The following is a 16,984-nucleotide window of genomic DNA, read 5'->3' on the forward strand; positions in this document are numbered from 1 at the left end:
AAATACAAGCAAACGGAGGATTTGGCTTTGACAGAATCCATTGTTGGTACGATTATGGTAGGTGCATCTTATTTAATTCGCCTGTATTACTTTGCATTGATCGGGAGAATTCTTTTATCTTGGCTGCCACAGCTTCAGGAAAACAAAATCGCAGAATTCTTATATAAGATAACGGAACCGTATTTAGCTGTTTTCCGTCGCTTCATTCCGCCCATTGGGATGATCGATATATCGCCCATTGCTGCTTTCTTTGTTTTTAGCTGGATTTCTGAGTTCTTACTTAGAGGACTGCATACAGTTTTACTTTTCTTATTTTAATTTTCGGAATTTGATGGTATACTCTTTTTAAGAAAAGTTTCGTTCACTTTAATTCATTAATAATCTTCACTTTCCTAAGTGGTAAATCGGCTGAATCGGCCGATTTTCTCTTCTCCAGTAAAGGGGAGTAGCTGCAAGAATATCTTTATTCTTGATACAAAGTCGTCATTACGGAATCTGATTCCCGGCTTTGTAAGTACTTGTGCTATGCGAGACCTTTGCTTAACTTCAACAGAATCTTTATGTTTCTGTTGAAGTTATGCTAAGGTCTTTTTATTTTTTAATTTTTAAGGAGGCGTTTCATGGAGGATTTTTTTGTAGGACTAATTAAGATTATTTTAATTAACATTGTTTTAAGCGGGGATAATGCCGTGGTCATTGCCTTAGCTAGCCGGAATCTTCCGGTTGAGCAACAAAAGAAAGCCATTCTTTGGGGAAGCGGCGGGGCTATTGGGTTACGGGTTATTTTAACCTTTATTGCAGTATGGCTCTTGAAGATCCCGTATCTGCAAGTGATAGGAGGATTGCTCCTGATTTGGATTGCAATTAAGCTTTTAAAAGGGGAAGAGGGGGAAGAATCCCTAAAAAGTGGAGGCAACTTAGCAGAAGCCATCCGAACTATTATTTTTGCCGATTTGATCATGAGTCTTGATAATGTGGTGGCAGTAGCAGGTGCCGCGAATGGCAGTATTCTTTTGATTGCCATCGGATTGGCTTTAAGTATCCCGTTGATCATTTGGGGTAGTCAACTTCTGATGAAGTTGATGAATCGCTTTCCAATCATTATTTTGGCTGGTGCAGGGTTATTGGGGTATACAGCAGGGGAAATGGCCCTAGGTGATAAAGGGCTCGGCCATTTTCTGCACGAAGTTTTACCAGGGGCTGGTTTCATTATTCCGATTGCGACGACTGTTCTGGTGATTGTTGTTGGAAAATGGCAGGCGAAGAAAGATGAAAAAATAACTGAAATTATTTAATGTTTGATATTGTCCTTTCTGACAGAAAACAATAAAATGAGGGTAGGTAAATAACAAGGAGGGATGAGTATATTCCGATAAAAAATGAATGGATGGCAAGAAGGCCTGTTTATTGGCTTTCCCTGATGTTTACCGGTGGGATCGTTTTTAGTCACTTCTTTTCGATGGGTGATCCTTTCCGATATCTTCTTATTTTGCTTTTTCCAGGGATCTGGATGTTGATTCGACGTCAGAATTTTTCGGAATGTATTCTTCTCTTCCTTTTCTTAATGCTGGGTGCGAGTTATTATGACCTGCTTGAAAAGCTGAATGATACGACCCTTATAGATGAAGGAAAAACGGTAGAAATGACTGGGACGATTCGTTCCGAGCCAAAGGTTGACGGGAATCTGTTAACCTTTAAACTTCATTTGGCCCAGTTTGACCAACAAGAAGCAGAGGAAATAGTAATCTGTCAAGTGTATCTTCAATCAAAACAAGATCAGGAAATGGCAAACGACTTAAATAGGGGAAGTTTCGTCCGGATAAAGGGGAAACTCACAGCACCGGAGCCCGCACGGAATCCCAATGCTTTTGATTATAAGCAATATTTGTATCATCAGCGCATCCACTGGATCATCCAAACCTCCTCCGCTCCTCAAGTCATTAAAGACCCACCCCCATTTCAATTTGATACCCTTCTTTCTTCCATCCAAAACTATCTATCCCATTCTGTTGAACGGACATTCCCAGAGAAAATTACGCCGCTTGTGAAGGGAATTTTGCTTGGCAACCGGGATGATATTGATCCAAGCTTGATCAATGCTTATTCAATCTTTGGATTGCTCCATATCCTGGCGATTTCCGGGTTACATATGACCATCCTCAGTGGAGGGGCTTTGGCTTTTCTCCGCATTATTGGCTTGACAAGGGAGAGTTCGCTTCTTCTGACTTGCGCTTTTATTCCTCTCTATGTTTTGCTCACGGGGGCCTCCCCATCGATTGTCCGCTCTGGGATTATGGCTGTCATCTTTTTGTTAGGAAATTTTTTGCGAAAACCGGTGGATGGGCTAAATATTTGGGGGGCTTCTCTTTTAAGCATGCTTTTTTACAATCCATATCAACTATGGGATATTGGTTTTCAATTGTCATTTCTCGTCACCTGGGGACTAATTGTGTTTGTGCCCATTTTTTATCCGCACCCCCCTAACGTAAAAGTTCCCTTTCGGCTTATGATTTGTGTAACAATGATTGCCCAACTTGTTTCTTTACCTGTTTTAATTTATTATTTTTCCCAGTTTTCTTTCTGGTCTCCTTTGGCAAATTTTTTTCTCGTCCCGTTTTTTTCCCTAATGATTATCCCCGTAGGTTTTGCATCCTTTCTGATTGGACTCATTCATCCTGGATTTGCTTATTTAATGGCAAAAGTCTTGGCAGAATTATGGAATCTGATTAATCAAGTGGTGGTAAATTTGAGCCGCTTTACATGGACAAATTACTATGTTGAAAAACCAAGCTTTCTGTGGTTGGTTGTTTATTACTTTGTCCTGCTAAGTCGATTGTGGATAATGAAGAAGTGGATAAAATTTTGGTGGACCAGCATAACTCTCTTGATTGCTTTTCAATGTATTGCAATTCCTATTAACCGGCAAAATCTAGTAGTCACTATTCTTGATGTGGGACAAGGGGATGCAATCGTGGTAGAATTACCAAATCGAAAAGTTTATTTAATTGATGGCGGAGGTGCTGCGATTGCACCAAGACAAAGCTGGCAGAAAAAGAAGAAACCGTTTGATGCTGGCCAAAACGTCATAGTCCCTTTTCTTAAATCGAAAGGCATCAATCGAATTGAAAAGATCATCGTAACCCACGGAGATTTGGACCATATCGGAGGATTATTATCGATCATACAGGCTGTTGGGGTGGGTTCTGTTTTGGTCAATGGATTACCTCCAGGCAGTCAGGAAGAACGGGATTTGTTTAAATCGATAGAAAGTAAAAAAATCCCTGTACATAAGGTCTATAAAGGTCTCAAGTGGCATGATAACAAAAGTGTCGTATGGACAATTTTAAATCCCGACCCGCGACACCCTATGTCTTCCGATAACAACAATTCTGTTGTTATCTTATTGGAAGCATGGGGGTTTCGGCTGTTATTTACTGGAGATTTGGAAGCAGAAGGTGAAAATATCCTATTGCCTTATATAATAGAAAGAGTAGATGTGCTGAAAGTGGCACACCACGGAAGTCAAACTTCAACAACCGATCAATGGGTAAAGCAGGTTCATCCGTCTGTTTCGGTTATTTCCGTGGGGAGAAAAAATCGCTTTGGTCATCCACATCATGAACCATTAGAAAGATTGGCTGCCATCGGCAGTCACATTGAAAGAACGGATGATAATGGTGCGATTACGATTGAAATTAAAAAAGGAGAGTTGGTAGTTTCTAGTCAACTGCAACCTAAAAAGTATGTAATACGTCAATAAAATAGTAAGGGAGGGGAACCTTAGTGACTGAGCCAGATCTGATCAGAGAGGCGCAAGCAGGCGATCGCGACGCCTTGATTCAAATATTGCGCAATATAGAAAAATCGGTCTACCAAACTGCATTTTATATTTTGAAGAATGAGCAGGATGCTATGGATGCCTCACAAGAGGCATTGATACGTATTTATAATAAAATCAATACCTATCAAGAAAAGGCGAAATTCACCACATGGGTGCAGCGCATCGTGACAAATATTTGCATTGATCACTGTCGTAAAAAGCGCGAAACCGTATCCATCGATGAACATTCTTTACCGCTTGAGGATAAAGCGAATGTCGAAAGTGAAGTAGTGAGAATTGATATGGCGAAAGAAATCAAAAAGGCTATTGAATTATTACCAGATCATCAACGGACGGTCATTATCCTTCGGTATGTTCAAGATCTCTCTTATCATGAAATTGCCGATACTTTACAACTTCCCCTGAATACCGTCAAGTCCCATTTATACAGGGCACGACAGCAACTGCAAGGATTACTTCAGGACTATCAGAAGGGTGGTGTGAGAATATGAGCTGTAGTGAGGTGACCCTATTAATGCAGCGGAATTTAGATAAGGATCTCTCTCCAAACGAACTTGCTTTATTAGAAGAACATCTAAAACTCTGCAGCGAATGCCAAAAGTTAAATGAAAGCTTACAAAATCTTTCATTGGAGTTAGAAAAACTGCCCCAAGTAGAACCACCTGTCAGCATCGTGGATTCAATCTTGCCTTACTTGGCTGTACAAACGGACGGAACAGTGGCACAAGGAACTGTTGCACAGGATAAGAAAGTCTTCCCACGGATCAGAAGGGATTGGAAAAGATACGGACTTATGATTGGAACTGCTGCGGCAGCTATGTTTTTGGCGATATCAATGCAGAATATGTTCTCTGCTCCGGAAAGGTCTGCAGAGATGGAGCAAAAAACGGCCAACACAGCAGATCATGCTGACAAAGTACCAGCTGTTGGGGAGAGCAGGACGTTATCAGCGGACGAAAATACAGCGGAAAGCTCCCGGGTTGAGGAACATACGGAGCAGTCTATGGTGGGTACGGAGCCAAGGGAGAGTCTTAGTCAACCAACTATGGAAAAGTCATCCATACCCAACCAAGATGCACAACCATCAATTCTAAACCCGGAACCTCCTAAGGTTCATGAAGAAGCAGAGTCAATGGACAAAGCAGGTTCAGAGAATGCAATGTCAGGTACATTGAAAAAACGGGTAGTGGAAGAGCAACCACTTGAGAATAACGGTGCAAAGGATCAAGCGCTGGCCCTTCAGCCTCTCCCAGAAGAACCAGCTATAATGCAAAATTTTGCAGCGCCAAGGTTAGCGGTTCCTGAGGAAGGGGCGGTGTCGAACGAAAAGGCATTTAAATCGGCGGACACAGTGGAGAGTAAGCCGGAAGTAGATATGCAAGCCGCGAAAGAGGGGGTCTCATCACCCGATCAACGATACATCGCCGCAGTCGAAGGGCAGATGATGGTTGTGAAAGACCAGGAGGGAAAAGAATATTTCCGCGGTCATCCATGGGGAGGAGGGGGTACGGTCACAATTCAGTGGCTAAGCCCATATGAATTCATTTATGTAATTCATTTCCCAGCCTATAAAGAGCAATGGAAAGTAAATCTTCCTTCCGGACAGGAACAAAAAATGTAGAACGGCATATATTGAAAGCAAGAAAGTAACCTTTGCTTTCCGTCCAGATTATGAAGCCTAGGATCCTAATCTGGACGTTTACATATATACGAGAAACAATTGGAGGGTGCAGAGCGCACCCTTTTTTTAGTACAATAAAAAGGGGTGAGAAAATGGATTCTCGTAATGTATTTAAGCGGGTTCAACAAAACGATATAGATCCTCTATACACACTATACGGTTCGGAAACTTTTCTAAGCGAAGAGTTTATTCGTTTTTTAAAAGGAAAAGTGCTTGATCAGGAGTTAGAAGAATTTAATTTACATATTTTTGATCTGAACGAAACTCCGATACAGGACGTCATTCAAGAGGCTGAGACACTTCCGTTTATGGGCGAGAAACGGTTGATTATCGGGAAAAACGCAATGTTCTTAACCGGAGCGAAACAAACTGGAGGTGTAGAACATCACATCGATGCTCTCCTGAACTACATTCAACAGCCACTAGAGACAACAGTCCTTGTTCTCGCGGTAGAAGTGGAAAAGCTAGATGAGCGAAAAAAAGTTGTTAAGCTTCTGCAAAAACATAGTACGATGGTGGCATTTTCACCACTAAAAGAACCAGAACTAATTTCCTGGATTCAAAGGCGTGCCCAGAAGCTGAATGCAGGGATCGATGACCAGGCAGCAAATCTCTTGAAGCAGACGGTTGGAACCGATCTGCGGACCCTACACCAGGAACTGGAGAAAATAGCATCCTATGTAGGCGCCCGGGGGACTATTACCGAGGATGTTGTCTACCAATTGGCTTCGCGAACCCTCGAACAGGACATATTTTCCTTGGTGGAAAGAGTCGTTAAATTGGATATGACACGTGCCATGAGGATCTTTTATGATTTATTGAAAAATAAGGAAGAGCCGCTGACGATTCTAAGTTTATTGGTCCGTCAGTTTCGTTTGATTTTGCATGTGAAAATTTTACTCTCCAAGGGATATACACAAGGGCAGATTGCCTCGCAACTCGGTATTCACCCCTATCCTGTAAAATTAGCAGCAGAAAAAGTAAAGAATTTCAGTGAGCAAGGACTTCGAAACGTCTTAGCTTATTTAGCTGAAGAAGATTATCGGATTAAATCTGGGAAGATAGATAAAAAATTGTCTCTTGAATTGTTTATGATGAGAGCAGAGGAGATATTAAAGGGCGAAAAAAAAGTGCTCTAACCTAGTTCAACAGGTTAGAGCACTTTTTGGTGTTAGGCAGTAACGCCATTCACTTTTTGCGCTAAGCGAGACTTTCTACGAGCAGCTTCATTTTTATGAATAAGACCCTTAGTTACAGCCTTGTCAAGTTTTTTAGCAGCAAATTTGTATGCTTCTTGAGCAGCAGTAAGATCGTTTGCAGAAACTGCAACTTCTACACTCTTAAGAGCAGTGCGAAGAGCAGATTTTTGTGCAACACGTTGCGTACGTCTTTTTTCGTTCGTTCTCGTACGTTTAATTTGTGATTTTATATTTGGCATCAGAGTCACCTCCTTGGTGCATCCATAACTTCGTTAATTGCAACAAAAATCATTTTACCATGGGCCTAAGTGAAATGCAATAAGCGTATTGAGATTATTATATAGGATTTTCACATCATAAAATTTGCAGAGATGTGTAATACTGGAAGAAAAGAGATTGGAGTTGGCCGATAATGAGTGAAGTGGAAAAAGATATGGATCTGTCCAAATACTCCATTCGAACCGATCTGGCATTGGAAGCACATCAGTTGGAATTGGAGCGCACAGGGGAACCAAGTATTTCAGGCGTGGAGATGAGTACGGAAGAAAAGAATGGAATACGTATGACGCGAGTCCAGGTGCTTAATAAACAAGGAGCCCAACAGATCGGAAAGCTTCCCGGGAAATATTTAACGATGGAAGTACCTGGGCTGCGCAGAAAAGATACGGAACTGCAAAATTTGGTTGCTACAGAATTCGCCAAGGCTTTTCAACAATTTTTGCAGGAAATCGGTATACAAGAACATCACAAAGCCTTGATCGTCGGTCTGGGGAATTGGAATGTGACACCTGATGCTTTGGGACCTATCGTCGTAGAAAATATACTAGTGACAAGGCATCTCTTTGAATTATTGCCAGAACATGTAGAAGAGGGATATCGTCCCGTCAGTGCCTTGTCTCCAGGTGTATTGGGAATCACGGGGATTGAAACAAGTGAGATTGTTTTTGGCGTAGTGGAAAAAACAAAACCTGATTTTGTTATTGCTATTGATGCGTTAGCGTCAAGGGCATTGGAAAGGGTTAATACAACCATTCAAATTGCTGATACAGGGATTAATCCAGGGTCAGGTGTGGGAAATAAAAGAAAGCCACTCACAAAAGAAACATTAGGGATTCCTGTTGTGGCAATTGGTGTTCCTACTGTTGTGGATGCAGTATCGATCGCCAGTGATACGATTGATTATGTCTTGTCACATATGGGAAGGCAAATGAACGAGAGCAAGAATCCATCGCCAGCCAGCCGCCTTACCCCCGCTGGATTTAATCTTCCAGGAACAACTAAGCCATTTACGCAAGAGGATGAGCCCTCTGTGGAAGGAAAAAAGGTGATCATGGGGCTTGTTGGTGTACTGCCTGAAGAAGAGAAGCGACAGCTTATTAGGGAGGTGCTTCAGCCGCTTGGACACAATTTAATTGTCACACCTAAGGAAGTAGATGAATTCATTGAAGATATGGGCAATATTATTGCGAATGGATTAAATGCTGCCCTGCATCAAGCGATTGATAAGAACAATGTATCAGCTTATACACATTAGGAGCCAAAAACTATGATATGGAGAATCAAATTCTTTGGGTTCGTGCTGTTTATGATATGTTTTGTCTTGGGAGGAATTCAACTGGCGGAGAACGGGACACGCCGTTTAGATGGTTTTGAAAATGGGCCGGCACAGTCTTTTCATATTGCTCGTGTAGATCAGGGGAAATTGGAAATGACTGTTCTTGGTCAGCAATACTATATTAATGGAGTCGACCGTGCTACAGATCAAGGACAGGCCGCAAGCAACTGGATAAGCAGCATTGGGAATTCAGTAGGGGATTGGATCTCCACTTCGACGAATAATATGGCAAAATGGTTATTCAAATAAAGCGCCCTACTGTGCGCTTTATTTTATTTGCGTTTCAATAACTTTATCTGACAGCGCATTGCCTGAGAGAAATGTCCATGCTATAATTAAGGATAGTGCATTTTTTCCTCTTGAGGAGGTCTTGGATAATGGATAGATTAGAGAGACAGAAAAAAATACGGAATTTTTCTATCATCGCGCATATTGACCATGGGAAATCAACGCTTGCTGACCGACTTCTGGAGTATACAGGCGCCCTAAGTGATCGGGAAAAAGAAGATCAGTTTCTGGATTCCATGGATTTAGAAAAAGAACGCGGAATTACGATTAAGTTGAATTCTGTTCGTTTAAATTATCGAGCAAAAGATGGAGAAGAGTACATTCTTCATTTAATTGACACCCCTGGACACGTCGATTTTACGTATGAAGTATCCAGAAGCTTGGCTGCTTGTGAGGGAGCGCTGCTTGTTGTGGATGCAGCACAAGGGATTGAAGCGCAAACTTTGGCGAACGTATACCTGGCGATAGACAATAACCTGGAAATTGTTCCGGTAATTAATAAAATTGACCTTCCTAGTGCCGAACCTGAACGAGTGAAGCGTGAAATAGAGGATGTCATTGGGTTAGACGCTAGTGATGCAGTCCTAGCCTCGGCCAAAGCTGGAATAGGGATTGAAGAGATTTTGGAACAAATAGTGGAGAAGATCCCTGCACCTGAAGGTGACCCAGATGCCCCTTTACAAGCACTTATCTTTGACTCTTATTATGATTCGTATCGAGGGGTTGTAGCTTACATTCGAGTGGTCAATGGAACGATTCGCAAAGGCATGAAAATTAAAATGATGGCCACAAACAAAGTGTTTGAGGTAACAGAGGTAGGGGCTTCAGCACCTTATCCAAAACCACTGGGCGAGCTCACTGTCGGAGATGTTGGTTTTATTTCCGCGAGCATGAAATCTGTAGGTGACACGCAGGTAGGGGATACCATTACAAGTGCGGAAAAACCGGCAACAGTGCCGCTTCCTGGATACCGAAAGATCAATCCGATGGTGTACTGTGGTCTATATCCTGTTGATACGTCAGAATACAACGATCTAAGGGATGCCTTGGATAAACTTCAATTAAATGATGCTTCCTTACAATATGAGCCGGAAACCTCACAAGCCTTAGGTTTTGGTTTTCGCTGTGGGTTTCTTGGGCTGCTGCATATGGAAATTATTCAAGAACGGGTCGAACGTGAGTTCGGTATCACCTTGATCACCACTGCCCCAAGTGTTATCTATAAGATCACAAAAACGGATGGTGAACAGTTCGATATTGATAATCCATCGAAGATGCCGGAACAGCAGTTCATTGATAAGATAGAAGAACCTTATGTGAAGGCACAGATTATGGTTCCTAAGGATTTTGTTGGTGCGGTGATGGAGCTTTGCCAAGGAAAACGCGGTGATTTTATCGATATGCAATATATTGATACAACACGTGTACAGATAACCTATGAAATCCCCTTGGCGGAAATTGTGTACGATTTTTTTGATCAGCTGAAATCAAATACAAAAGGCTATGCATCTTTTGATTATGAGTTAATAGGCTATAAGGCTTCGAAATTGGTTAAAATGGACATATTGCTAAACGGCGAAGAGGTTGATGCCTTATCGATCATTGTGCACAAGGATAGCGCCTATGCAAGAGGAAAACTCCTCTGCGAAAAGTTGAAGGAGCTAATTCCAAGACAAATGTTCGAGGTGCCTATACAAGCAGCGATCGGGCATAAGGTCATTGCCCGTGAATCAATTAAAGCTGTAAGGAAAAACGTATTGGCGAAATGTTATGGTGGAGATATTTCCCGGAAGCGTAAATTGCTTGAAAAGCAAAAAGAAGGTAAGAAACGCATGAAACAGGTGGGGAGCGTAGAAGTCCCACAAGAGGCATTCATGGCCGTATTGCAAATGGACAAGAAATAAACTGAAGGGATAGGGCTTTGGCTGGTTGCCAAAGCCCCTTTTCAGTCTAACCTGTAACTCCAAAAACTGAGGTGAATATATGCCACATTCTGTTTATATCCATATCCCTTTTTGTACAAATAAATGCTATTACTGTGACTTTAACTCCTTCGTTACACAGAATCAGCAGTTGGTCTGGGATTATCTTTATGCCTTGGAGCAAGAGATCATCTTAACGATGAAGCAAACACCTCCTGATGCGATTCAAACTATTTTTGTTGGCGGTGGAACACCAACCTTTCTATCTGCCGAACAAATGAAGTATTTTTTAAACGCGGTCAGACAACATATTCCTAATCAAACAGATGATATAGAATTTACGATGGAAGCGAACCCTGGAACGACGGATCCGGAAAAGTTAACTATCATGAGAAAAGGGGGAGTCAATCGCTTGAGCTACGGTGTTCAAGCTTTTGATGATGAACTTCTAAGGAAAATTGGACGGATCCACGACTCTGCACAGGTTTTCCGATCTCTGCATGATGCGAGACAAGCAGGTTTTACGAATATATCTATCGACTTGATCTTCGGTCTGCCAGGACAGTCTGTAGAATTATTTAAGAAGACGTTAAATCAAGCCTTTGATCTCGGTCTTCAGCATTTTTCTGCTTATAGTTTAAAAGTTGAGGAAAATACGTTATTCCATGTTCTTTATGAAAAAAATCAACTGATCCTTCCAGCCGAGGAAGAAGAAGTAGCGATGTACGAACTAGTTCGACAAGAAATGAAATTGCATGGGTACCGGCAGTATGAAATCAGCAATTTCGCCCAGGATGGCTACGAAAGCGGTCATAATAAAACGTATTGGAAAAACGAGGAGTATTATGGCATTGGTGCCGGGGCGCACGGCTATGTGAAGAGAAGCAGGCATATCAATGCCGGGCCAGTTCAACAATATATGCAGTTGGTTAAGCAAAATGGATTGCCGCGAATTGAAGAATTTACAGTTTCAGATCGGGAAGTAATGGAGGAATTTATGATAATGGGCCTCCGATTAATGGAAGGAATTTCGAAAAGGGAATTTTTCAAACGTTACGGTAAGCTAATCGAAGATGTATTCGGAAAACAAATAACAAACCTCGAAAAGCTTGGGCTACTAGAACAGGTTGGAGACCGGGTACGATTAACGGAAAAAGGAATCCCCCTAGGAAATGAAGTGTTTATGCGGTTTTTGGAATAGTTGACAACAGTCTGTACGATTTGGTATTTTAAATGTGAAGGTTTTAGCACTCGATAGATAGGAGTGCTAACAAGGGGTGAGTATATGTTATCCAATCGACAAATTCAAATATTGCATGCTATTGTTGACAACTATATTCGCAACGCGGAACCTATCGGGTCCCGTACGATTTCGAAAAGGGAAGATATTGGATACAGCTCTGCCACCATTCGAAATGAAATGGCGGATCTGGAGGAACTGGGATTTTTAGAACAGCCGCATACTTCTGCAGGCAGAATACCTTCGCAAAAAGGCTATCGTTTTTATGTTGACCATATTCTACAGCCAAAACAATTAACGAAGGAGGAAATCTCTCGGATTAAATTGTTGTTTGCTGAGAAGTATTATGCTTTTGAACAGATTACTCAACAAACAGCGGCCATCCTTTCCGGTTTAACCAATTATACTTCCATTGTACTTGGACACGAAGTGAAGGAAAACCTGCTCAAACATATACAGATGATCCCGTTAAATTCCACCACTGCGGTAGCGATTATTGTTACCAATACAGGGAAGGTAGAAAATAAAACGATTCAAGTACCAGAAGGAGTCCCTATTTCGGAAATTGAAAGGCTAGTTAACTTTCTGAATAGCAAATTGGTAGGGATGCCATTGCTTGAAGTCAAGCATCGGATCTACCAAGAGATCTCCAATGAATTGCAAAAGGTATTTGATAATTATCAAAGATTAATCGAAATGCTTGAACAAGCTTTTCACAGTCATCCAGAAGAGTTGGTATTCCTAAAAGGAACAACAAATATTATGATGCAACCGGAATTCAGGGATGTGGATAAGGTTAAAGACATTCTTGAATTCCTTGATACAAATGAACAACTGCTGAAACACTTTAGTTCACCGACACTCGGCGTACAAGTGAAGATCGGGGCTGAAAATAAAGAGGACGCGATAAATAATTGCAGTATAATTAGTGCAACTTATCATGTGGATGGGAATCCTCTTGGCACGATTGGAATTATTGGGCCGACGAGGATGGAGTACGGAAAAGTGATTAGTATTGTTGATTATATCTCGAAGGATCTAACAAGATTGTTAGGGAAAATCTATAAAAATGAACCTTAAGTAGAAGGATTAAAGGAGTTGGAAGCATGACCCGTTCTAGCGAAGGTCAGCATCCAATAGGAGATGAGCGGCTGACGACATTAATGAATAATGTGAATGCTGTTCGGGCGATCTCCTCTGCTGTAGAGGGAACCCTTGGGCCGAAAGGTCTTGATACCATGCTGGTAGATGAGCGTGGACACGTAGTCATTACGAATGATGGGGTTACGATATTGGAGAGAATGGAAGTAAAGCATCCTGCCGCCCGGATGCTGATCCGAATCGCTACTGCTCAGCAAGAGAAGATCGGCGACGGGACAACAACTGCGACAATAATGGCAAGTTCATTGGTGCAAGAAGGGGCTGCGCAAATCCACCGGGGTGTCCCCCCGGTAAAAGTGATAGCGGGCATCCGCCAAGGGGTGGCCACTGCTGAACGTAGTTTGGCTAGAATGGCTGCTGCTGTTACGGACCTAACTGACCCTCATCTTCGACAAACGGCCTATATTGCTGCTAGGGAAAATCAAGAGATTAGTGATTTGGTTTTGCAAGCATGCCATTTAGTGGGAGATAAGCAGCTTGTTCAAACAGAGCTAAAACTTGCAGATTTGGTCGAGGTTCATCAGGGAGAAGAAAGTGAAGTTATAAAAGGGATCCTGTTACAAAAAAGACCAGTCTCACGGCAAATGCCGTCTGATCTAGAGAACCCAGCTGTTTTGCTCCTCGAGGATCGTTTTGGTCCTGAAGGAATTGACGATGAGGCGCTCGGGACGGAGATCGGCTTTAAACAGTATCTTGAAAATAAAGAGAACTTTCTAAGATGTCTGGAGTATATCAACCAGATGGGAGTTCGGGTTATTATTTGTGAAGGTTCATGTGATTCCTTTGCCGAAGAATATTGTGCAGATGTTGGAATTACCGTTATACATAGAATTCCGCAAGCACAGATTCATCGGCTTGCCGAACATCTGGGAGCGATCCCTGTCAAGCTTCATGGGTTGCTTAAGTTGAAACAGGATTTTAAAAAGCTATTGGGCAGCTGTAAACGAATGGTTACGTTAGAGACCAAGCAGCAAGTTCGTTTTTTAGAAGGAGCTGGGAAACCGACCGCAACGATTCTAATCGGTGCCTCTACACCAGAGATCGTTGGCGAGAGGGGAAGAATTGCGAAGGATGCAGCATCTTCCGTGCAAGCGGCGATTCGCGGTGGAATTGTGCCCGGTGGAGGCAGTGTGGAGGTTGCGATGGCAAGGGAATTAGAACAATGGCGATCAACACAGACTGGATTGGAAGGTTATGGAGTCGATGCTGTGATTCAGGCCCTTCAGCGTCCGATTTCACAGATGATTATCAATGCGGGTTTCAATCCTTTTGAAAAATTGGAAGAGGTTCGGGCCGCCCAATCTAGGGAAGATTCATTTTCTGTCGCTCTTGATCTTGATAGTGGCCGCGCTGTGGACATGATTCAATTGGGCGTTGTCGACCCAGTGCTTGTTAAGAAATTCGCCTTAAAAGCTGCGGGTGAGGTTGCCGAAAGTATCTTAAGAATTCATACCATCATCCGGATGAAAGAAACATCTGATCTATTGGAATAGGAGTGGGTGAAGTGTCAAACGAAAACCAGGTGAATGAACAGGAAACTGTAGATGAAGTGAAACTGGATGAAGCAAACGAGACGACAGAGCATGCTCAGGAAGCCGATGCTGATTCCAACGTAGAAATCGAACAGTTGAAAAAGCAAGTGGAAGAAAACTATAATCGTTATTTGCGGGTTCAGGCTGATTTTGACAATTATCGCAAGCGCACCCGCAGGGAGCAAGAAGAGCTCATCCGTTACGCTGCGCAGTCTGTGATTGAAGGTCTCCTTCCAGCTCTAGATAATTTGGAGAGGGCATTAGCCGCTGCAAAAGATTCACAAGATGTGGACTCCCTTACCAAAGGAGTGGATATGGTTTTCCGTCAGATTGTTCAAACATTGGAGCAAGAAGGCTTGCAGGCCATTGAAACGGTTGGAAAGCCTTTTGATCCTCATTTCCACCAGGCGGTGATGCAGGAGGAGAGCCCTGATCATGAAGCGGGGATGGTTATTCAGGAACTGCAAAAAGGTTATCAACTGAAGGATCGAGTGATTCGCCCATCGATGGTGAAGGTCAGCTCATAGTATCTACCATTTTCGGGGAGAAGTTGACTATATAAATAAAATCAGGAGGCATCTAATATGAGTAAAGTAATTGGTATTGACCTAGGTACAACCAACTCTTGTGTAGCTGTTATGGAGGGAGGAGAACCGGTTGTTATTGCAAATGCTGAGGGCAACCGCACAACCCCTTCTGTTGTTTCTTTTAAAAATGGAGAAAGAATTGTTGGTGAGGCAGCAAAAAGACAGGCCATTACTAACCCTAACACAGTCATTTCTATTAAAAGACATATGGGTACAAACTACAAGGTAGAATTGGAAGGAAAACAGTATACTCCACAGGAGATTTCTGCTATTATTTTGCAAAAGTTGAAATCCGATGCGGAAGCATACCTTGGAGAAAAAGTGGATAAAGCAGTTATCACTGTACCTGCTTATTTCAATGATAGCCAGCGCCAAGCAACAAAGGATGCAGGAAAAATTGCTGGTTTGGAAGTTCTGCGTATTGTCAACGAACCGACAGCTGCTGCTCTAGCCTATGGATTAGAAAAGGCTGATGACCAGACAATCCTTGTTTATGACCTTGGGGGAGGAACCTTTGACGTATCAATCCTTGAGCTGTCTGATGGGTTCTTCGAAGTGAAAGCCACTTCAGGCGATAACAAACTTGGTGGGGATGACTTCGACCAAGTGATCATGGATTATTTAGTTGCTGAATTTAAAAAGGATACTGGAATCGACTTGAGCAATGACAAAATGGCACAACAGCGTTTGAAAGATGCTGCGGAGAAAGCTAAAAAAGATTTGTCCGGTGTACTCACTACGACTATTTCTTTACCGTTTATTACAGCAGACGCTACAGGTCCAAAGCACCTTGAGGTGAACTTGACCCGTGCAAAATTTGAGGAACTATCCTCCGGATTAGTTGAGCGGACAATGGGACCAACTCGCCGTGCACTTCAAGATGCAGGACTTCAGCCAACACAAATTGATAAGGTTTTATTAGTCGGAGGTTCTACAAGAATTCCAGCTGTTCAGGATGCGATCAAAAAGTTCATTGGTAAAGATCCTCATAAAGGGGTAAATCCTGATGAAGTGGTTGCACTTGGGGCTGCGGTTCAAGCAGGTGTCTTGACCGGGGATGTTAAAGACGTGGTCTTGCTTGACGTAACTCCTCTTTCCCTAGGTATTGAAACGCTTGGAGGAGTATTCACAAAATTGATTGACCGAAATACAACGATCCCTACAAGCAAATCACAGGTGTTCTCTACAGCGGCTGACAGTCAGACATCTGTTGATATCCATGTGCTTCAAGGGGAGCGTTCCATGGCGGCTGACAATAAAACCTTGGGCCGTTTCCAATTAACAGATATTCCGCCAGCACCACGCGGCATACCACAAATCGAAGTAAGCTTTGACATTGACGCAAACGGCATCGTGAATGTAAGAGCGAAAGACCTTGGAACAGGAAAAGAGCAGAATATCACGATTACTGCTTCTTCTGGATTAAGCGATGATGAGATTGACCGCATGGTCAAAGAGGCTGAATCCAATGCCGAAGCAGATCAAACCCGCAAGGAAGAAGTGGAAGTACGTAACGAGGCTGACCAACTGATCTTCTCTACGGAAAAAACAATTACAGAAATTGGAGAAAAGATCGATCAAAGCGAAATAGCAAAAGCGAATGAAGCTAAAGAAAAACTTTCCGCTGCATTAAAAGGAACAGACATTGAAGCAATCAAAGCTGCCAAGGAAGAATTGTCTAAGATCGTTCAGGAGCTTTCGGTTAAGCTATACCAGCAAGCTGCACAAGCGGAGGGACAAAACCCAGAGGGCGGCAGCTCATCAAAGGATGACAATGTGGTCGATGCAGACTATACTGTTGTAGATGAAGATAAGAAATAATCAAGCTCGGATAAAGGAGCAAGATCTAAGTCAAAGTCAGGTTTTATCTTGGCTTTGACTTTTTTTCCTGGTATGATGTGGATTGTGTCAAGATTAT

15 protein-coding genes are annotated in these 16,984 nt (G+C 42.5%); 14 read left to right on the forward strand and 1 reads right to left on the reverse strand.

Annotated features, from left to right (window positions below; genetic code table 11):
- Positions 1–54 precede the first annotated feature (54 nt).
- The 6 genes from J2Z37_RS02370 to holA all read left to right on the forward strand — a co-directional run bounded on the left by J2Z37_RS02370 (position 55) and on the right by holA (position 6,661).
- Positions 55–318, forward strand: a complete 264-nt coding sequence (locus tag J2Z37_RS02370) for a YggT family protein (RefSeq protein WP_425340303.1) — start codon at positions 55–57, stop codon at positions 316–318.
- A 302-nt stretch (positions 319–620) separates the two neighbouring features.
- A complete protein-coding gene (locus J2Z37_RS02375; RefSeq protein ID WP_209808512.1) occupies positions 621–1,295 on the forward strand; it encodes a TerC family protein in 675 nt (224 codons plus the stop codon).
- Positions 1,296–1,387: 92 nt separating this feature from the next.
- Positions 1,388–3,760: a DNA internalization-related competence protein ComEC/Rec2 gene (locus J2Z37_RS02380; protein WP_209808514.1), complete on the forward strand. Its 2,373-nt coding sequence runs from the start codon at positions 1,388–1,390 to the stop codon at positions 3,758–3,760.
- Positions 3,761–3,783: 23 nt separating this feature from the next.
- Positions 3,784–4,332, forward strand: coding sequence for an RNA polymerase sigma factor (locus J2Z37_RS02385; RefSeq protein ID WP_209808516.1), 549 nt, complete (start codon positions 3,784–3,786; stop codon positions 4,330–4,332).
- Positions 4,329–5,462, forward strand: coding sequence for a zf-HC2 domain-containing protein (locus J2Z37_RS02390; protein ID WP_209808518.1), 1,134 nt, complete (start codon positions 4,329–4,331; stop codon positions 5,460–5,462). The genes J2Z37_RS02385 and J2Z37_RS02390 overlap by 4 nt, the downstream gene beginning before the upstream one ends.
- Before the next feature lie 152 nt (positions 5,463–5,614).
- Positions 5,615–6,661: a DNA polymerase III subunit delta gene (gene holA / locus J2Z37_RS02395; RefSeq protein ID WP_209808519.1), complete on the forward strand. Its 1,047-nt coding sequence runs from the start codon at positions 5,615–5,617 to the stop codon at positions 6,659–6,661.
- A gap of 32 nt (positions 6,662–6,693) precedes the next feature.
- Here the strand turns inward: holA and rpsT are convergent, their stop codons facing one another.
- A complete protein-coding gene (gene rpsT, locus J2Z37_RS02400; protein ID WP_209808521.1) occupies positions 6,694–6,960 on the reverse strand; it encodes a 30S ribosomal protein S20 in 267 nt (88 codons plus the stop codon).
- A gap of 182 nt (positions 6,961–7,142) precedes the next feature.
- Between rpsT and gpr the strand changes: the two genes are divergently transcribed.
- From gpr to dnaK, 8 genes are all read left to right on the forward strand, one after another.
- A complete protein-coding gene (gene gpr / locus J2Z37_RS02405; protein ID WP_209808905.1) occupies positions 7,143–8,255 on the forward strand; it encodes a GPR endopeptidase in 1,113 nt (370 codons plus the stop codon).
- Between the two features lie 12 nt (positions 8,256–8,267).
- On the forward strand, positions 8,268–8,585 hold the full coding sequence (locus J2Z37_RS02410; protein ID WP_209808523.1) for a DUF3679 domain-containing protein: 318 nt from the start codon (positions 8,268–8,270) through the stop codon (positions 8,583–8,585).
- A 128-nt stretch (positions 8,586–8,713) separates the two neighbouring features.
- Positions 8,714–10,528, forward strand: coding sequence for a translation elongation factor 4 (lepA, locus tag J2Z37_RS02415; RefSeq protein ID WP_209808525.1), 1,815 nt, complete (start codon positions 8,714–8,716; stop codon positions 10,526–10,528).
- A 79-nt stretch (positions 10,529–10,607) separates the two neighbouring features.
- The gene (hemW, locus tag J2Z37_RS02420; protein ID WP_209808527.1) at positions 10,608–11,747 is read left to right on the forward strand and encodes a radical SAM family heme chaperone HemW; all 1,140 of its coding nucleotides are present in this window, start codon (positions 10,608–10,610) and stop codon (positions 11,745–11,747) included.
- An 84-nt stretch (positions 11,748–11,831) separates the two neighbouring features.
- Positions 11,832–12,866 (forward strand): heat-inducible transcriptional repressor HrcA, encoded by a 1,035-nt coding sequence (gene hrcA, locus J2Z37_RS02425; RefSeq protein ID WP_209808529.1) that lies wholly within the window; start codon positions 11,832–11,834, stop codon positions 12,864–12,866.
- 26 nt (positions 12,867–12,892) lie between these two features.
- The gene (locus J2Z37_RS02430) at positions 12,893–14,440 is read left to right on the forward strand and encodes a TCP-1/cpn60 chaperonin family protein (protein WP_209808531.1); all 1,548 of its coding nucleotides are present in this window, start codon (positions 12,893–12,895) and stop codon (positions 14,438–14,440) included.
- An 11-nt stretch (positions 14,441–14,451) separates the two neighbouring features.
- Positions 14,452–15,006, forward strand: a complete 555-nt coding sequence (gene grpE, locus J2Z37_RS02435) for a nucleotide exchange factor GrpE (RefSeq protein ID WP_342453768.1) — start codon at positions 14,452–14,454, stop codon at positions 15,004–15,006.
- A gap of 57 nt (positions 15,007–15,063) precedes the next feature.
- Positions 15,064–16,887 carry a molecular chaperone DnaK gene (gene dnaK, locus J2Z37_RS02440; protein WP_209808533.1) on the forward strand — a complete coding sequence of 608 codons (1,824 nt, stop codon included), beginning with the start codon at positions 15,064–15,066 and terminating at the stop codon, positions 16,885–16,887.
- Positions 16,888–16,984: the final 97 nt, after the last annotated feature.

The sequence above is a fragment of the Ammoniphilus resinae genome (assembly GCF_017873965.1).
Classification (GTDB): Bacteria; Bacillota; Bacilli; order Aneurinibacillales; family RAOX-1; genus Ammoniphilus_A; species Ammoniphilus_A resinae.

Bases quoted from the DNA above. Each gene is read 5' to 3' on its own strand.
- J2Z37_RS02370 (WP_425340303.1), top strand. From the start codon at position 55: ATGGTAGGTGCATCTTATTTAATTCGCCTGTATTACTTTGCATTGATC.
- holA (WP_209808519.1), top strand. From the start codon at position 5,615: ATGGATTCTCGTAATGTATTTAAGCGGGTTCAACAAAACGATATAGAT.
- dnaK (WP_209808533.1), top strand. From the start codon at position 15,064: ATGAGTAAAGTAATTGGTATTGACCTAGGTACAACCAACTCTTGTGTA.
- J2Z37_RS02375 (WP_209808512.1), top strand. From the start codon at position 621: ATGGAGGATTTTTTTGTAGGACTAATTAAGATTATTTTAATTAACATT.
- J2Z37_RS02390 (WP_209808518.1), top strand. From the start codon at position 4,329: ATGAGCTGTAGTGAGGTGACCCTATTAATGCAGCGGAATTTAGATAAG.
- rpsT (WP_209808521.1), bottom strand. From the start codon at position 6,960: ATGCCAAATATAAAATCACAAATTAAACGTACGAGAACGAACGAAAAA.
- J2Z37_RS02380 (WP_209808514.1), top strand. From the start codon at position 1,388: ATGGCAAGAAGGCCTGTTTATTGGCTTTCCCTGATGTTTACCGGTGGG.
- hemW (WP_209808527.1), top strand. From the start codon at position 10,608: ATGCCACATTCTGTTTATATCCATATCCCTTTTTGTACAAATAAATGC.
- hrcA (WP_209808529.1), top strand. From the start codon at position 11,832: ATGTTATCCAATCGACAAATTCAAATATTGCATGCTATTGTTGACAAC.
- J2Z37_RS02410 (WP_209808523.1), top strand. From the start codon at position 8,268: ATGATATGGAGAATCAAATTCTTTGGGTTCGTGCTGTTTATGATATGT.
- lepA (WP_209808525.1), top strand. From the start codon at position 8,714: ATGGATAGATTAGAGAGACAGAAAAAAATACGGAATTTTTCTATCATC.
- J2Z37_RS02430 (WP_209808531.1), top strand. From the start codon at position 12,893: ATGACCCGTTCTAGCGAAGGTCAGCATCCAATAGGAGATGAGCGGCTG.